The following is a 15,666-nucleotide window of genomic DNA, read 5'->3' as shown; positions in this document are numbered from 1 at the left end:
GGTGACGATAGCCAAGTGGTCACACCCGTTCCCATGCCGAACACGGAAGTTAAGCACTTGAACGCCGAAAGTAGTTGGGGGCTTCCCCCTGTGAGGATAGGACGTTGCCAGGCACTTGACCGATCTGCAGATTGCAGGTCGGTCTTTTTGTGTAATCATTTTAGAGGAAAAGGAGTTTTTTCATGAAACACGAACTTCCTATTGTACATGCACTTCAACGTCACTTAGATCGAACGCCCATCTCATGGCATGTTCCCGGTCATAAGAATGGAACATTGACGCCTCTTCCTGACTTCTTTAAATGGGACGTCACAGAATTACCTGGTCTAGATGATTTTCATCATCCGGAAGAGGCTATTGCTGACGCGATAGCTTTGCTGCAAAAAGTCTATGGTGCAAAAGCGAGTCATTTCCTTGTGAATGGTTCGACCGTTGGGAACTGGGCGATGCTTGCAGCTACAGCAGCAAGAGGAGAGCGTGTTTATGTACAGCGTAATTCGCATAAATCGGTGTTCAATGCATTAGAATGGCTGGGGATCGAACCGATCTTTCTTGAACCAGACATCCATAAGGAAACGGGAATCAGTGGACATGTTTCACGTGAAACATTAAAGGAAGCGTTTACGAAATATCCAGGAGGAGTCGGCGTGTTTATCACTTCACCGACCTATTACGGGGAAGCAGCTGATATCGCGTCACTCGTTCAGATCACAACGTCGCACGGGCTCCCTTTGTTAGTGGATGAAGCACATGGTGCACATTTCGGTGAAGCATTTGGTGTACGTTCTGCATTTGAGTTGGGAGCAACTGCTGTTGTCCAGTCTGCTCATAAAACACTTCCAGCACTGACGATGGGAGCATGGATGCATGAGCGATTTTCAGAAAAGATGAGAAGGAAGTTACAGCGAGCGCTTCAAGCGTTTCAGACTTCGAGTCCTTCATATTTACTCCTGGCTTCATTAGATTATGCCCGTTCCTATCGTGAACAATGGACAGTTAAAGGGATGTCAGATGTTCAAGCTAGTCATGATGCATTCATCAAAGCACTTCAACGGTTCGATCATATGGCGGTTCTGCGATTCGACGATTGGTCACGGATGACATTAACATATGAGGGATATTCAGGAGATGCGCTGCTACATGCGTTACGAGCTGTTCAACTCGATGCGGAATTTGCTCTAGGAGATCACGTCGTCTGTATTTTGCCACTTCGTCCGCTAGCTAAGTCTGAGCAGGCTGACTGGGTCCACCGTGTCGAACGAGCCATTCAAATGATGAAATCAGAAGGAATTCCTTTGAAAAGGTATATCGAGCAACCAATTATGGGTAAAATACAAGTATCTGCTTTAGCTTGTTCTTATGAACAGTTAGAACAAGCAACAGGTACGTTCCGTCAGCTGGATGAGTGTATCGGTCATGTTTCACTCGAAACGATTATTCCGTACCCGCCAGGCATTCCGTTGATCGTCAGAGGCGAACGCATTACGGCGGAACACGTACTACGTTTACGACATTATCAAACCGTAGCCGTTCATTTGCAAGGGGGCGAACAATTGCAACGAGGAGCGTTACGCGTCATAGAGGAAGGGTTTGAAGGATGAAAGGTACGTTCATTACTGTCGAAGGACCAGATGGTGCCGGTAAAACGACACAATTACAATTGCTTAGTGATGTGTTAAAAGAAAAAGGCTATAACGTCATGACGACCCGTGAGCCAGGTGGGACACGCGTTGGGAACGAAATTCGTTCGTTGATTTTGAATCCTGATTTTGAAGAGATGAAAGAGATGACAGAAATTCTGTTGTATGCAGCGTCTCGTGCCCAGCATGTCGAGGAATTGATTCGACCGGCGTTAGAGGCAGGCACAATCGTCTTATGTGACCGATTCGTTGATGCGTCACTTGCGTATCAAGGGTATGGTCTTGGACATCCGATTGATCTCGTGCGTCAAATCAATGATTCTGCAACAGGTGGGTTAGCGCCAAACCGAACGTATTTATTTGATTTAACGGTAACGGATTCTAAAAAACGAATGATGGACCGGGGAGCACTTGATCGAATCGAGCAGCGAGATGATGCGTTTCGTGCCCGCGTCTATGAAGGTTTCCAACAGATTGCAGCATCGGATCCGGAACGGGTGCAGATCGTACAAGCTAATCGATCGATTGAAGCGATTCATCAGGACTTAGTGGAAGATGTCATTACGTATTTAGAAGAAAAGGAGAGATTCTCATGAAAATGGTCATTACGATCGTTCAAGATAAAGATAGCTTACGTTTGGCGGAAGCACTTGTCGAGCATGATTTCCGAGCAACGAAACTGGCAACGACAGGTGGTTTTCTTAAAGAAGGGAACACGACGTTCATGATTGGTGTACAGAGTGAGCGTCTCGATGATTTGTTGCGATTGATCAAAAAGAACTGCTCAAGCCGCGAACAGATGGTTTCTCCAATCTCACCAATGGGTGGTCATGCCGATTCTTATATCCCATACCCTGTTGAAGTCCAGGTAGGCGGGGCAACGGTCTTCGTCTTACCAATCGAAGGGTTTCATCAATTCTGATGCAGACGTTTCATGAACTGGAACAGACACAATCGGTCATTTCGACGATTCTTCAAAATTCGTTACGAAACGATCGAATCAATCACGCTTATATCTTCACCGGAGACTATGAGCCGCTTCTACTTGAAGCGGCTCACTTGTTCGCGAAAAGCCTTTTTTGTGAGGACCCGGTTGATGTAGAGCCGTGTGGTGTCTGTCGTAGCTGTCGGCGGATGGAAAGTGGCAACTTGGTCGATTATTATGAAATCGAACCAGATGGCGCGACCATCAAAAAAGAACAGATTCAACAATTGATGCATGATCTCTCACTCCGAGGACTTGAAGGCGATCGTCAGATTTATGTCATTACCCAGTCCCATAAGATGACTCCCCAGGCAGCAAACAGTTTGCTGAAGTTCTTTGAGGAACCAGGAGAAGGAAAAGTGGCTTTATTGTTGACGAATCAACCCCAGCTCCTTTTACCGACGATTCGATCGCGGGGACAGTTATTAAGTTTTCGTCCGGCGGATCGTCAAATGATTGGCGAGGTTTTATCTGAAAAAACGGGACGGGACCACGAGTTGACGCAATTGGCAGCGCGTGTCTATCCAAAAGTTGAGGATGCAGAAGAAGCATTACTCGAAGACTGGTTTGTAAATGCGCGAGCGTCAGTGTTACAATTGATGGAGGAATTAGCGAATCGTCCGGCTGATTTACCACTGTTCGTACAAGAGAAATGGATGGGACAATTCAAGAACCGTCAGGATGTCCGAATCGGTCTTGAACTCGTCACCTGTTTCTTCGAGGATGTCTTACGTCTGAAACTGAATCCGGCGTGGGAAGGTATGACCTATACGAATAGTAAACCCCAACTTGAACAGATGGGGTCCAAGAGCCAGACGACGATCACCCGCTGGTTGCAAGCTGTGCTTGCCGCAGTAAGACGGGTCGAAGCGAATGTTAATCCCCAATTAACAGTTGAGCGTCTCATGTTTGACTTACAGAAAGGGTAGAGCGACATGCTAGAAGTAGTAGGCGTTCGCTTTAAAGAAGCGGGCAAAATTTATTATTTTGCACCTGGACAAGAGTCATTATCACGAGGACAAGCAGTCATCGTTGAGACGGTACGGGGCATTGAATATGGCGAAGTGGTCATCGCCGATAAACAAATGGACGAAGAAGATGTGGTGTTGCCACTGAAATCCATTCTTCGTATTGCTGACGATAAGGATGCAATGATCGTCCGCGAAAATAAAGTCGCAGCGCTTGATGCACATGCGGTATGTGTCGAAAAAATCCGTGAACATAAACTCGATATGAAATTGGTCGATGTCGAGTACACGTTTGATCGCAATAAGGTCATCTTCTACTTCACGGCAGAAGGACGTGTTGACTTCCGTGAGCTCGTCAAAGATTTAGCGGCGGTCTTCCGGACGCGTATTGAACTCCGTCAAATCGGTGTTCGGGATGAAGCGAAGTTACTGGGAGGCATCGGTCCGTGTGGTCGTGTCTTATGTTGTTCATCTTTCCTCGGTGAGTTCGAACCGGTTTCGATCAAGATGGCAAAAGATCAAAACCTGTCGTTGAATCCGACGAAGATTTCAGGAGTATGTGGTCGTTTGATGTGCTGTCTGAAATATGAGAACGATACGTATGAAGAAATGCGCCGTGATTTGCCGGACTACGGAAAACGTTTGACAGTACCTGAAGGCGAAGGACGCGTCGTTGGTTTGAACATCCTCGATCAAGTCGTTCAAATCGAACTGAAGGATCGTTCCCGCGTCTTGACGTACTCAATGGAAGAACTATTATCCGTTGGTGCCGTAAAACCAAAACGACCAAAAGAATAACGGGGTGCATACGCGTGGAGAGAGTCGATAAAAAAGAAATCATTACGCGTGTCGATGCGATTGAGCAACAGATTCATTTGCTGACTGAGCATCTGAGCGTGTTAAAGGATCAGCTGGCTTACATGATGGAAGAGAACCAACATCTGTACCTGGAGAATCATCATCTTCGAGAAAAAGTCGAACGCGATGAACAACAGCCGGTCACGGAAGCGGAAGAAGCGGAAGCAGGCGTCGGTGCGGGCTACGATAATCTCGGACGATTGTACCAGGAAGGGTTCCATATCTGTAACTTGCATTATGGACAAGTACGAAAAGACGGCGATTGTCTCTTCTGCTTATCCATGTTAACGAAACATTGAGAGGCTGACTTCTACATGAGTCAGTCTTTTTTTCGGAAAGGAAGGCACGACATGTTTGAACTATTACCAGACGAACGACTTGATTATCTCTTAGGACAGGAAGGGAAGATCATTCAAAGTCCATCCGTCTTCTCGTATTCACTCGATGCGGCACTGCTCGCACGATTTGCGTGGGTCCCGATTCAACAGGGACGGATTGCCGATCTTTGCTCGGGAAACGGTGCGATTCCACTCTTTTTATCCTACCGGACGAAAGGGCAGATCACGGGTCTTGAAATCCAGCCACGACTAGCGGAGATGGCACGACGTAGCATCATCTTGAATGAACTGAACGACCAGATCGAGATGATTGAAGGAGACGTCAAAGAGGCAGGAGCACGTCTTGGATACGGCATCTATGATGCTGTCACCTGTAATCCGCCTTATTTTTTAGCAAACGAGACATCGAACCAAAACCAAAGTGAACATTATACGATTGCAAGGCACGAAGTCCTCTGTACCCTTGAAGACTGTATTCGTGGTGCATCAGATTTGTTGAAACAAGGCGGAAAAGCAGCGTTCGTCCATCGACCGGAACGACTGCTCGATATCGTCACCTTGATGCGGACATATCGCTTGGAACCGAAACGGATGCAGCTGATTTATCCGAAAGCAGGAAAGGAAGCAAACATGCTCTTGGTCGAGGGGATCAAGGATGCAAAACCTGGACTAAAGGTGCTTCCCCCATTCATTGTCTATGAAGCGGACAACTCGTATGCGGATCAGATGAAGGAACTGTTCGATGTCTGAGCATGCAGTCTATATCGTTCGGTGCCAAGATGATACGTATTATACGGGTTACGCGGTAGATGTCACGCAACGCATCGCGACACATAATGCAGGTAAGGGAGCGAAGTATACACGTGCTCGTCTGCCAGTCGTTCTCGTTCATCAGGAAGTTTTTACGACGAAGTCAGAAGCAATGAAGCGGGAATATGCGATTAAACAATTAACCCGTTCACAAAAAGAACGGTTGATTCAAGGAGGAACCTCATGAAAGCGACGAGTAGCTATCAACAGCAAGGGGCTGGGCTCTATATCGTCCCGACACCAATCGGCAATTTAGAAGACATGACGTATCGGGCCGTTCGAATCTTACAGGAATCCGATATCGTCGCAGCAGAAGATACCCGACAGACGATGAAACTGTTTCGACATTTTTCAATTGAGACGAAGCTTGTCAGTTACCATGAACACAATAAACAAACAAGCGGCGAACGACTCCTCACTGATTTAGAGGCAGGAAAGCAAATCGCCCTCGTCTCCGACGCCGGTATGCCTGGTATCTCGGACCCGGGAAGCGATCTGATTCGCCAAGCAATCGTTGCAGACATTCCTGTCATCGTTCTTCCGGGTGCGAACGCTGCGTTGACCGCTCTTGTCGCGTCCGGTCTGTCGACGGAACGCTTTTTGTATTATGGCTTTTTGCCACGGAAGAAAAAAGAGCGCCGCGAAGCGTTGGAGCAATTGAAATACGAAACCGGAACGCTCATCTTTTATGAAGCACCGCATCGTTTGAAAGAGATGTTGCAAGGGATTGAAGAAGTGCTTGGTGATCGCCAGGTAACGTTAGCCCGGGAACTAACGAAACGGTATGAAGAATACATTCGGGGGAGCGTGAGTGAATTACGCGCTTGGGCAGCAGAAGAAGTGCGAGGTGAATTCGTCGTTCTTGTCGAAGGATCAAACGAAGAACGACCGGAAGCGGTCATCCAAGACAGTGATCCGCTCGAGCAAATCCGTCGGTATATCGAAGAAGGCGAAAAGCCGAATGCAGCGCTGAAACGTGTCGCAAAGGAACGTGGACTGGATCGTCAAGAGCTGTATCTTGCATTTCACGAAGCAGATTAAAAAAGGAAGCCCTGTTAAGGAGCTTCCTTTCTTAATTATTCGTTGCTTGCGTAGTGACGATCGAGGAAATCTTTTAATTCAACGAGAACGCGCTGCGCGCCGTCTGGTGAAAGAATCAATTTACCATCAGCCAATTTGAAGTTATCTTCTGATACTTCGCCTGTGACTTGGCAAGTCATGTTTGGTTTATATTTTTTAAGGATGATCTGTTCGTTGTCGACATAGATCTCGAGGGCATCCTTTTCTGCGATTTGAAGTGTACGGCGCAATTCGATTGGAATTACGACACGACCGAGCTCGTCTACTTTACGTACAATACCTGTTGATTTCATTTTGTTGTTCCTCCTTTGATGTCATGGATCTCTTTTTCTTTTGAAAAATCGTCAAAATTCGACATCGTTTCTATAGAATGTAGAATACTAGACTTTCCAAAAGTAGTCAACCAATCTGAATAGCTTGAAATCAAAATGTCATTTATTTCTCAAAAACCCCATATTTGAAACGATTTATTAATACATTTTCCCTTTTTTAAGGAAATGAAACTATAGAGTGTGTTTTTTTGTAATTTGATGTCTGATGTCAAAAAATGTTTTGATTCGACAAAAAGCGAGTTTCGACATCAGCCCCGTAACAGCGTATAATAGCCTATAATGAAGATGGAAATCAGAGAACGGAGGAATAACATGGCAAAGACATTTTACATCACGACCCCGATTTACTATCCAAGTGCAAAACTACATATCGGTCACGCGTACACGACGGTGGCTGGAGATGCGATGGCACGGTACAAACGACTTCAAGGATTCGACGTCCGGTATTTGACAGGTAGCGATGAGCACGGTCAAAAAATTCAGGAAAAAGCAGCAGAAGCAGGGATCTCGGAACAGGCATTCGTCGACGGTGTCGTCGAACAGATTAAAGTCTTATGGGATCGTCTCGACATCTCGTACGATGACTATATCCGGACGACAGAACCACGTCACAAGAAAGTCGTCGAAAAAGTGTTCGAGACACTTCTTGAATCGGGCGATATCTATTTAGGTGAATACGAAGGTTGGTATTCAATTCCGGATGAGACGTACTATACGGAATCACAACTCGTCGATGGGAAGAGCCCTGACAGTGGACACCCGGTCGAACTCGTTCGTGAAGAATGTTACTTCTTCCGGATCAGCAAGTACGCGGACCGTCTGCTTGAGTACTTTGAAGCGAATCCGTCATTCATCTTGCCAGAATCACGTAAACACGAAATGATCAATAACTTCATTAAACCAGGTCTTCAAGACTTAGCGGTCTCACGGACGACATTCAACTGGGGTGTACAAGTCCCGTCGAATCCGAAGCACGTCGTCTATGTCTGGATCGATGCGTTGACGAACTATATCTCGTCACTCGGTTATGGTACGGACGATCATGGTAACTTCGATAAGTACTGGCCAGCAGATGTCCATCTCGTCGGAAAAGAAATCGTTCGTTTCCACACGATCATCTGGCCGGCACTCTTGATGGCGCTTGACCTCCCATTACCGAAGAAAGTCTTCGCACATGGTTGGTTGTTGATGAAAGACGGAAAAATGTCGAAATCAAAAGGAAATGTCGTCGATCCGATTCCATTGACGGATCGCTACGGTCTCGACGCTCTTCGTTACTACCTCTTACGGGAAGTGCCATTCGGTTCGGACGGTATGTTCACACCTGAAGCATTCGTTGAGCGGATGAACTATGATTTAGCGAACGATCTCGGGAACTTACTCAACCGGACGATCGCGATGGTCACGAAATACTTTGATGGTGAGATCCCAGCCTATACAGGTAACGTGACACCGTTTGATGCGACACTGTCGGATCTTGCAAAAGAAACGGTCACGAAAGTCGAAGTATCGATGGAACACATGGAATTCTCTGTCGTACTGTCGCATATTTGGCAATTGATCAGCCGTGCCAATAAATATATTGATGAGACACAACCGTGGGTGCTTGCAAAAGACGAATCCCAAACGGCGGAACTCGGTTCTGTCATGGTGCACCTCGTCGGTGTCTTGCGTCACGTGGCAATCATGTTGCAACCGTTCATGACACGTTCACCAAAAGAGATCTTCGCGCAACTGGGTCTCTCTGGGCAAGCGATGGACTGGGCAGCGCTCGAGAAATTCGCAGATATCACGCCAGGAACGAAAGTCGGTACAGCGACACCGATCTTCCCACGTCTCGACGTCAAAGAAGAAGTCGAAGCAATCGTCGACATGATGCGTCAAGCTTCTGCAGCACGTGTTGAGGAAGAGGAAGTCGAAGAAGAAGACGAAGATATTCGTCCAGAAACGACAATTGATGTCTTTGACCAAATCGAACTCCGTGTCGGTGAAGTCGTGACGGCTGAAAAAATCAAAAAGGCGAAAAAACTGTTGAAGTTACAAGTTGATATGGGCAAAGAAACACGCCAAATCGTCTCAGGTATCGCTCAGTGGTATGAGCCGGAAGATTTAGTCGGACGAAAAGTCATCGTCGTGGCGAACTTAAAACCAGTCACGTTACGTGGCGAACTCTCACAAGGAATGGTCCTTGCTGCTGAAAAAGCAGGAAAACTTGAACTGGCGACGGTCCCATCAACGATGGCGAACGGCGCAAGCGTAAAATAAAACCGATGCCTGTGGACTTCATGTCACAGGCATTTTTTTAAAGAAGGAGTCGAACAGCTATGTTAATCGATACACACACTCACTTGAATGCAGACCAATTTGCAGATGATGTCCACGAGACGATCGAGCGGGCACGTGCGAATGGCGTTTCGCCGATGATCGTCGTCGGATTTGATCATAAGACGATTGATCGCGCGATGGAGCTCGTTGAAGCGTATGACGATCTTTATGCGGTCATCGGCTGGCATCCCGTCGACTCGATCGACTTTGATGAGGAAGCCTACCAAAAGGTCGAACGGTTGATGGATCATGAAAAAGTCGTTGCGCTTGGAGAAATCGGACTCGACTATCACTGGGATACATCACCGAAGGGCGTGCAGCAAGAAGCCTTCCGCAAACAGATCCGGCTTGCGAAGCAGAAAAAGAAACCGATCGTCATTCATAACCGAGAAGCGACAGAAGATACGTTACGGATCCTTGAAGAAGAGGATGCAAAAGAAGTTGGAGGGATTCTGCACAGTTACAGCATGAGTGCTGAATTATTACCACGATGCCTCGCGATGAACTTCTATATTTCACTCGGAGGTCCCGTCACGTTCAAGAATGCGAAGATGCCGAAACGTGTCGCGCAGGAAGTGCCGCTCGATCGTTTACTCGTTGAAACGGATTGTCCTTATCTGACGCCGACGCCACACCGTGGGAAACGCAACGAACCCGCTTACGTCCGATTCGTGGCTGAAGAGATTGCGCAGCTTCGTGGCATGATGTATGCCGATGTGGAAGCAGCAACGACAGAAAATGCAAAACGGATCTTCCGTCTGCCATGATGCGTTCGTTGACGTTTACTACGATTGGATTCAGCCTCTTACTTGTCGCTGCACTCATCTATGGGATGATGGATCATCCACAAACCGTGACCGTCTTGATTGATGGACGAGAACAGCAAATTGAAACGACAGCCGATTCCGTTTATGGCGTACTCAAAGAAGCAGGCATTACGACGCGAACGAATGACATCATCGAACCGGCGCTCAGTGCTGATTTACCAGAAAAACGGTTGATCGTCATTCAGCGTGCGAAAGAGATCACACTGATCATGGGCTATGGTGAATCCCGTCGCGTTCGGACGCAAGCGCGCCAAGTAAAGGATTTGCTTGCAGAACGTGGGATCAAGAAAGCGGAGACGGATGATATCTATCCGTCCTCTGACGCTATTCTGACGAGTGGTATGACGGTGCGATACCGGGAAGCTTTTCCTGTTGATCTCGTCGTCGGTGGAAAAGCCCGACAACTCTACACGTATGAGACAACGGTCCGGGAATTGCTAGCACGAGAAGGAGTCCGTCTTCAAAAGGAAGATCGGGTCGCTCCAGATCCCGACACCCGTGTGACGGAAGGGACGTTGATTACGGTCAACACGACACGTCGTGCAACGTTGACACAGGAACAGCTCGTTCCGTTTGAAATCGAAGAAGTCAAGGATCCGACTTTACCGGAAGGCGAACAACTCGTGACGGCATCTGGTCGTCCAGGTGTCCGAACGAAAAAGTATCAATTGACGTTAGCTGACGGTCTGAGCAAAGAGAAAAAACTGATTGATGACCAAGTGACACGAACACCAATCAAACAAGTCGTCAAAGTCGGAACCAAACCGGTTGAGACACCCGTCGAAGCACCTGTCTTCAACGAAGAACAGGCGACGAATCCTCTAGCTGAAACACCGAAGGCTGATGCAGACCTTGATTTTGCGAGTGCGAAGAGCTTGATGGTTGAAGCGACAGCGTATACAAACGACCCAGCTTCAAACGGCAGTCGTTTGTATAACGGTCGCGCCTTGACCGCGACCGGGTATGACGTGACCGATACGATTACCTACCAAGGGTTGCCAATCATCGCAGTTGATCCGAAAGTTATTCCGCTTGGTACGAAGGTCTACGTCGAAGGGATTGGTCTCGCAATCGCCCTCGATACCGGCGGCGCCATCAAAGGCAATAAGATCGATGTCTTGGTCGATGGGGAACAAAAAGCGAAGACGTTCGGTCGAAAACAACTGCAAGTCTGGGTCATTCCTAGTGCAACGGAAGCGGACACGTGACGCTTCCTTGTTTTTTTCGTGGAAACAGGTACAATTACGAGAGTGTTTGAAGAAGGTGGAGAGATCATGCGGAAACGCTTAAAAGAAGTCATCGTCGTCGAAGGACGCGATGATACGACACGATTACAAGAAGTCTTTGATGTCGATACAATTGAAACGAACGGCTCAGCCGTTAATGAACAGACGATGCAACGCATCGAGAAGGCGCTGGAACGACGCGGTGTCATCATTTTCACGGATCCTGATTTTCCAGGAGATCGTATCCGTGCCCGGATCAACGAACGCGTACCAGGCTGTAAACATGCCTATCTTCCGCGTGCTCAAGCAAAAGATAAACGAGGTAAAATCGGTGTGGAACATGCCTCACCTGCCGCAATCGAAGAGGCGCTCGCTGCTGTCTATGAAACGGAAGAAGCACCGGTTGCCGAAGTGACACGTGAAATGATTCTAGCAGCCGATTTGATCGGTGGACCAGCAGCCTCGATCCGCCGTCGTCGTCTCGGTCAGATTCTTGCAATTGGTGAACCAAATGCCAAACAACTCGTCAAACGTGTCGCATCAATCCGGATCACGCGGGCAGAATGGGAAGCGGCTCTGAAACAATTAGAGGAGGAAGAAGTTTGAAAGACATTGCTACATTGCACCGGACGAAAGAAATTTTAGCGAAACATGGCTTTTCGTTTAAAAAATCGTTAGGACAAAACTTTTTAATCGATTTAAACGTATTAGGAAACATCGTCGGAGCAGCTGGGTTAACGCCTGAGAGCGGCGTACTCGAGATCGGACCAGGCATTGGCTCATTAACGGAGCAATCGGCGAAACAGGCGAAAAAAGTCGTAGCTCTTGAGATTGATCAGCGTCTACTACCGATTCTTGACGATACACTTTCACCGTATCCTCATACGAAGGTCATTCACGGGGATGCCCTTGAACTTGATCTTTCGACGATCGTCGCAGAAGAGTTCACGCAAGAAGGAATCACTGACATTGCTGTCGTCGCGAACCTGCCGTATTACGTCACGACACCAATCATCATGCGGATCCTCGAGGCGAAAGCGCCGTTTCGAACGCTCGTCATGATGATTCAAAAGGAAGTCGCTGAACGAATCGGGGCAAAACCGGGCACGAAAGCATACGGTTCTTTGTCGATTGCGATTCAGTATTATGCGGAAGCTGAAGTCTGCTTCACGGTTCCAAAACAAGTCTTCATTCCGGCACCAAACGTCGATTCAGCAGTCATTCGTTTGAACATTCGAAAAGAGCCAGCGGTACAGACACAGGATGAGGCCCTCTTCTTCGAAATCGTCCGAGCAAGTTTTGCACAACGTCGGAAAACGATTTTGAATAACTTGACGACACACTTTGGGAAGACAGAAAAGGCGGCGGTCGAAGCGGCATTGTTAGAAGCTGGAATCGAACCACGTCGTCGTGGAGAAACGCTCAGCCTGCAGGAATTCGCACAGTTAGCGGATGCACTTTTGCCAATTAAAAAACGTTGACGGATACGATTAGAACAGATATAATATTTCCCCTTTCTAATATTTATTTAATATGCTATAATAAATATTAGTGAGGTGAAGCGTATGCCAAAGACGTTGAACGAAATCAGACATGTTTTCGAAACACATGTTGGTGAAAGACTGACGCTAAAAGCAAGCGGCGGTCGTAAAAAGGTCGTAACCCGAATCGGAACGCTCGTTGAGACGTATCCTTCGGTGTTTGTAGTCAAGCTAGACGCAGAGCGCCACAATGTCGAGCGAGTTTCTTATAGCTACGCCGACGTGCTAACAGACTCCGTACAAATCGAATTTGCGAATTCGTAAACTTACCTTCCGAAGCGGACAAAATGTTCGCTTCTTTTTTTGTGGAAAGGTTGATACAATTCCTACAGGAAACGAACTAGAGGAGGAACGGCACGATGACGATTATTGTAAAGGCTCCGGCCAAGATCAACCTAGTCCTGGATGCGACGGCAAAGCGCCAGGACGGCTATCACGATGTACATATGGTGATGACGACAGTCGATTTGGCAGACCGTCTAGAATTGACGGAGCTGCCGTCAGGAGAAATTCGCATGAATGCCCAGCATGCTTACGTTCCGAACGACGAACGTAATCTTGCGTATAAAGCAGCAGCGATCTTAAAAGAAAAATACGAGGTTAAGACGGGGGTCGAAATCTTTTTAGAGAAACACATCCCGGTCGCAGCGGGACTTGCTGGTGGTTCCAGTGACGCGGCAGCGACGTTACGCGGTTTGAATGAGTTATGGCAACTCGGCTTGACACTTGAAGAGTTGGCAGAAGTCGGCGCAGCGGTTGGATCTGATGTTCCGTTTTGTGTCATGGGTGGAACAGCGATTGCAACAGGTCGCGGAGAGAAGCTAGAAAAACTTGTCTCACCACCCCCATGCTGGGTCGTTCTTGCTAAACCGACGATCGGTGTCTCGACGGCTGACGTCTATGGTGCCCTCGACTTGAACACGGCAAAACGTCCGAACGTCGAAGCGATGATCGATGCGGTGAAGGCGCAAGATTTCCAAGGTATCTGCCAATCACTCGGAAATGTTCTCGAATCGGTCACGTTGCCGATGCACCCGGAAGTCGAGCAGATCAAGGAATTCATGGCAAGCTGTGGCGCAGAAGGCGTCTTGATGAGCGGAAGTGGTCCGACAGTCTTTGCATTGACGGAACACGAGAATCGGGCACAACGTCTCTATAATGGATTACGTGGCTTTTGTAACGAAGTCTACGTCGTTCGTCTTTTAGGCGAAAACCATTGATAACATCCGTATGAAAATGATATATTCACTATTGAATATTCGGAATTACGGAGAGGTGGAACAAAACAAATGAAAATTCGGAGAAGTGGTCGATTGGTCGACATGACGCGGTACTTGCTTGACCATCCCCATCATCTCGTCTCATTGACGATTTTTGCAGAACGCTATAAATCGGCGAAATCGTCGATCAGTGAAGATTTAGATATCGTCAGTGAGATGTTAGAACATGAGGGAACAGGTCGTCTCGTCACCGTACCAGGTGCTGCGGGTGGCGTTATGTTCATCCCGACGTGGAGCAGTAAGAAGGCGTTACCGTTCATCGATGATCTATGTGAACGTGTCGCACGTCCAGATCGACTGTTACCGGGGGGATACCTCTATTTAACGGACTTACTCGGGGATCCGAAGATGGTCAAACAAATGGGGCAAGTGTTTGCGTCTGTCTTTAGCCAAAAGAAAGTTGATGTCGTCATGACGATCGCGACGAAAGGAATTCCGCTTGCTTATGCGGTCGCTGAGCAACTGGGTGTGCCGTTCGTCATCGTGCGATCGGATAGTCGCGTCACGGAAGGATCAACGGTCAGCATCAACTATGTCTCAGGGTCTTCAAAAGCGATCCGGACGATGGCACTTGCGCGCCGGAGCTTACCACGCGGAGCGAACGTCTTATTGATCGATGACTTCATGAAAGCCGGCGGAACGATTCGTGGAATGATGAGTCTCTTGAGCGAGTTCGAAGCAAAGGTCGCAGGTGTGGGTGTCTTGATCGAGGCAGAGGGTGCTGAGAAGAAGATGGTCAACGAATACGTCAGCTTAATGAAATTAGCAGACGTCGACGTCGATCTCGGTCAAATCCAAGTCAAGCGTGGAAACGTCGATCACTATTTCTCGGAAGCTGAGACTACCTGAAATTGACAGCCGTATAGATTGTAACTATACTGTAATTATCAAACTTTTGGAAATTATGCGTAAAAAGATTGGGAAAGACTAAACCTTTATTTGTTTTAAGCCGTAAGTAGAAGTAGACAACGAAGAGTTGTGACAACGGTTAAAGGGGTGCGGACAAAATGAACGTTACGGACGTTAAAATTCGTCGCGTCGTGGCAGAGGGTCGAATGAAAGCACTTGCCTCTATTACGCTCGACCACGAATTCGTGGTACATGATTTGCGTGTCATCGAAGGGAATAGTGGTCTCTTCGTCGCCATGCCAAGCAAACGAACGCAAGAAGGTATCTTCCGGGATGTCGCTCATCCAATCAATGCATTAATGCGAAAAAAGGTCGAAGATTCAGTACTCGAAGCCTATGCGGCACGTGAGGATCAAGAAGAAGGCATCGGTTACGAAGTCTCTTCTGTTCAAACGACAGATCAAGTATAAGAAAAAAGACAGCTTTTCTCTTCTTGGGAAAAGCTGTCTTTTTTCTCGTTTTTTCCTCGATTCCGCTTCGTCCCATCATTGAATAACGGTGCCGTTTTCGTTATAGTTGGAACGAGTGTACTATTTCTGAACGAAAT

19 protein-coding genes and 1 rRNA gene are annotated in these 15,666 nt (G+C 47.5%); 19 read left to right on the top strand and 1 reads right to left on the bottom strand.

Annotation, left to right across the window (positions count from 1 at the left end):
- The 10 genes from rrf to rsmI form a co-directional block, all read left to right on the top strand.
- A 5S ribosomal RNA gene (gene rrf / locus ACHWTJ_RS00235) occupies positions 1-113 on the top strand; the annotation flags it as partial.
- A 69-nt stretch (positions 114-182) separates the two neighbouring features.
- A complete protein-coding gene (locus ACHWTJ_RS00230; RefSeq protein WP_294740327.1) occupies positions 183-1,601 on the top strand; it encodes an aminotransferase class I/II-fold pyridoxal phosphate-dependent enzyme in 1,419 nt (472 codons plus the stop codon).
- Positions 1,598-2,236 (top strand): dTMP kinase, encoded by a 639-nt coding sequence (gene tmk, locus ACHWTJ_RS00225; protein WP_294740326.1) that lies wholly within the window; start codon positions 1,598-1,600, stop codon positions 2,234-2,236. The genes ACHWTJ_RS00230 and tmk overlap by 4 nt, the downstream gene beginning before the upstream one ends.
- Positions 2,233-2,562: a cyclic-di-AMP receptor gene (locus ACHWTJ_RS00220; protein WP_023466519.1), complete on the top strand. Its 330-nt coding sequence runs from the start codon at positions 2,233-2,235 to the stop codon at positions 2,560-2,562. Before tmk ends, ACHWTJ_RS00220 begins: the two co-directional genes overlap by 4 nt.
- Complete coding sequence (locus ACHWTJ_RS00215; RefSeq protein WP_023466521.1) at positions 2,562-3,554, top strand: DNA-directed DNA polymerase; 993 nt, start codon at positions 2,562-2,564, stop codon at positions 3,552-3,554. The genes ACHWTJ_RS00220 and ACHWTJ_RS00215 overlap by 1 nt, the downstream gene beginning before the upstream one ends.
- A 6-nt stretch (positions 3,555-3,560) precedes the next feature.
- Positions 3,561-4,391, top strand: coding sequence for a stage 0 sporulation family protein (locus ACHWTJ_RS00210; RefSeq protein ID WP_029343044.1), 831 nt, complete (start codon positions 3,561-3,563; stop codon positions 4,389-4,391).
- An 8-nt stretch (positions 4,392-4,399) separates the two neighbouring features.
- Positions 4,400-4,750, top strand: coding sequence for a DNA replication initiation control protein YabA (yabA, locus tag ACHWTJ_RS00205; RefSeq protein ID WP_119182633.1), 351 nt, complete (start codon positions 4,400-4,402; stop codon positions 4,748-4,750).
- Between the two features lie 51 nt (positions 4,751-4,801).
- On the top strand, positions 4,802-5,539 hold the full coding sequence (locus ACHWTJ_RS00200) for a tRNA1(Val) (adenine(37)-N6)-methyltransferase (protein WP_394678915.1): 738 nt from the start codon (positions 4,802-4,804) through the stop codon (positions 5,537-5,539).
- Positions 5,532-5,786, top strand: coding sequence for a GIY-YIG nuclease family protein (locus ACHWTJ_RS00195; protein WP_294740324.1), 255 nt, complete (start codon positions 5,532-5,534; stop codon positions 5,784-5,786). The genes ACHWTJ_RS00200 and ACHWTJ_RS00195 overlap by 8 nt, the downstream gene beginning before the upstream one ends.
- Complete coding sequence (gene rsmI / locus ACHWTJ_RS00190; RefSeq protein ID WP_294740323.1) at positions 5,783-6,640, top strand: 16S rRNA (cytidine(1402)-2'-O)-methyltransferase; 858 nt, start codon at positions 5,783-5,785, stop codon at positions 6,638-6,640. The genes ACHWTJ_RS00195 and rsmI overlap by 4 nt, the downstream gene beginning before the upstream one ends.
- Before the next feature lie 35 nt (positions 6,641-6,675).
- Here rsmI and ACHWTJ_RS00185 read toward each other — a convergent pair whose 3' ends face one another.
- Positions 6,676-6,972, bottom strand: coding sequence for an AbrB/MazE/SpoVT family DNA-binding domain-containing protein (locus tag ACHWTJ_RS00185; protein WP_023466531.1), 297 nt, complete (start codon positions 6,970-6,972; stop codon positions 6,676-6,678).
- 324 nt (positions 6,973-7,296) lie between these two features.
- Here ACHWTJ_RS00185 and metG point away from each other — a divergent pair, with 324 nt between their 5' ends.
- From metG to spoVG, 9 genes are all read left to right on the top strand, one after another.
- Positions 7,297-9,276, top strand: coding sequence for a methionine--tRNA ligase (gene metG / locus ACHWTJ_RS00180; protein WP_294750956.1), 1,980 nt, complete (start codon positions 7,297-7,299; stop codon positions 9,274-9,276).
- Between the two features lie 59 nt (positions 9,277-9,335).
- Positions 9,336-10,103 (top strand): TatD family hydrolase, encoded by a 768-nt coding sequence (locus tag ACHWTJ_RS00175; RefSeq protein WP_294748294.1) that lies wholly within the window; start codon positions 9,336-9,338, stop codon positions 10,101-10,103.
- Entirely contained in the window at positions 10,103-11,371 is a 1,269-nt protein-coding gene (locus ACHWTJ_RS00170) for a ubiquitin-like domain-containing protein (protein ID WP_394678916.1), read from the top strand. The genes ACHWTJ_RS00175 and ACHWTJ_RS00170 overlap by 1 nt, the downstream gene beginning before the upstream one ends.
- Before the next feature lie 66 nt (positions 11,372-11,437).
- The gene (rnmV, locus tag ACHWTJ_RS00165; protein ID WP_023466539.1) at positions 11,438-11,995 is read left to right on the top strand and encodes a ribonuclease M5; all 558 of its coding nucleotides are present in this window, start codon (positions 11,438-11,440) and stop codon (positions 11,993-11,995) included.
- On the top strand, positions 11,992-12,870 hold the full coding sequence (gene rsmA, locus ACHWTJ_RS00160; protein WP_023466540.1) for a 16S rRNA (adenine(1518)-N(6)/adenine(1519)-N(6))-dimethyltransferase RsmA: 879 nt from the start codon (positions 11,992-11,994) through the stop codon (positions 12,868-12,870). Before rnmV ends, rsmA begins: the two co-directional genes overlap by 4 nt.
- Before the next feature lie 84 nt (positions 12,871-12,954).
- The gene (locus ACHWTJ_RS00155; protein WP_012368950.1) at positions 12,955-13,194 is read left to right on the top strand and encodes a Veg family protein; all 240 of its coding nucleotides are present in this window, start codon (positions 12,955-12,957) and stop codon (positions 13,192-13,194) included.
- Between the two features lie 95 nt (positions 13,195-13,289).
- Entirely contained in the window at positions 13,290-14,150 is an 861-nt protein-coding gene (ispE, locus tag ACHWTJ_RS00150) for a 4-(cytidine 5'-diphospho)-2-C-methyl-D-erythritol kinase (RefSeq protein ID WP_394678914.1), read from the top strand.
- Between the two features lie 69 nt (positions 14,151-14,219).
- Positions 14,220-15,059: a pur operon repressor gene (purR, locus tag ACHWTJ_RS00145; RefSeq protein ID WP_023466544.1), complete on the top strand. Its 840-nt coding sequence runs from the start codon at positions 14,220-14,222 to the stop codon at positions 15,057-15,059.
- 158 nt (positions 15,060-15,217) lie between these two features.
- Entirely contained in the window at positions 15,218-15,529 is a 312-nt protein-coding gene (spoVG, locus tag ACHWTJ_RS00140) for a septation regulator SpoVG (RefSeq protein ID WP_294740318.1), read from the top strand.
- The last annotated feature ends 137 nt before the right edge of the window (positions 15,530-15,666 follow it).

The sequence above is a fragment of the uncultured Exiguobacterium sp. genome (genome assembly GCF_964277885.1).
Taxonomy (GTDB): domain Bacteria; phylum Bacillota; class Bacilli; order Exiguobacteriales; family Exiguobacteriaceae; genus Exiguobacterium_A.
Note: the sequence above shows the minus strand (reverse complement) of the source record. Positions and strands in the feature narration are given on the sequence as shown.

Bases quoted from the DNA above. Each gene is read 5' to 3' on its own strand.
- ACHWTJ_RS00230 (WP_294740327.1), top strand. From the start codon at position 183: ATGAAACACGAACTTCCTATTGTACATGCACTTCAACGTCACTTAGAT.
- tmk (WP_294740326.1), top strand. From the start codon at position 1,598: ATGAAAGGTACGTTCATTACTGTCGAAGGACCAGATGGTGCCGGTAAA.
- ACHWTJ_RS00220 (WP_023466519.1), top strand. From the start codon at position 2,233: ATGAAAATGGTCATTACGATCGTTCAAGATAAAGATAGCTTACGTTTG.
- ACHWTJ_RS00215 (WP_023466521.1), top strand. From the start codon at position 2,562: ATGCAGACGTTTCATGAACTGGAACAGACACAATCGGTCATTTCGACG.
- ACHWTJ_RS00210 (WP_029343044.1), top strand. From the start codon at position 3,561: ATGCTAGAAGTAGTAGGCGTTCGCTTTAAAGAAGCGGGCAAAATTTAT.
- ACHWTJ_RS00200 (WP_394678915.1), top strand. From the start codon at position 4,802: ATGTTTGAACTATTACCAGACGAACGACTTGATTATCTCTTAGGACAG.
- ACHWTJ_RS00195 (WP_294740324.1), top strand. From the start codon at position 5,532: ATGTCTGAGCATGCAGTCTATATCGTTCGGTGCCAAGATGATACGTAT.
- rsmI (WP_294740323.1), top strand. From the start codon at position 5,783: ATGAAAGCGACGAGTAGCTATCAACAGCAAGGGGCTGGGCTCTATATC.
- ACHWTJ_RS00185 (WP_023466531.1), bottom strand. From the start codon at position 6,972: ATGAAATCAACAGGTATTGTACGTAAAGTAGACGAGCTCGGTCGTGTC.
- metG (WP_294750956.1), top strand. From the start codon at position 7,297: ATGGAAATCAGAGAACGGAGGAATAACATGGCAAAGACATTTTACATC.
- ACHWTJ_RS00175 (WP_294748294.1), top strand. From the start codon at position 9,336: ATGTTAATCGATACACACACTCACTTGAATGCAGACCAATTTGCAGAT.
- ACHWTJ_RS00170 (WP_394678916.1), top strand. From the start codon at position 10,103: ATGCGTTCGTTGACGTTTACTACGATTGGATTCAGCCTCTTACTTGTC.
- rnmV (WP_023466539.1), top strand. From the start codon at position 11,438: ATGCGGAAACGCTTAAAAGAAGTCATCGTCGTCGAAGGACGCGATGAT.
- ACHWTJ_RS00155 (WP_012368950.1), top strand. From the start codon at position 12,955: ATGCCAAAGACGTTGAACGAAATCAGACATGTTTTCGAAACACATGTT.
- ispE (WP_394678914.1), top strand. From the start codon at position 13,290: ATGACGATTATTGTAAAGGCTCCGGCCAAGATCAACCTAGTCCTGGAT.
- purR (WP_023466544.1), top strand. From the start codon at position 14,220: ATGAAAATTCGGAGAAGTGGTCGATTGGTCGACATGACGCGGTACTTG.
- spoVG (WP_294740318.1), top strand. From the start codon at position 15,218: ATGAACGTTACGGACGTTAAAATTCGTCGCGTCGTGGCAGAGGGTCGA.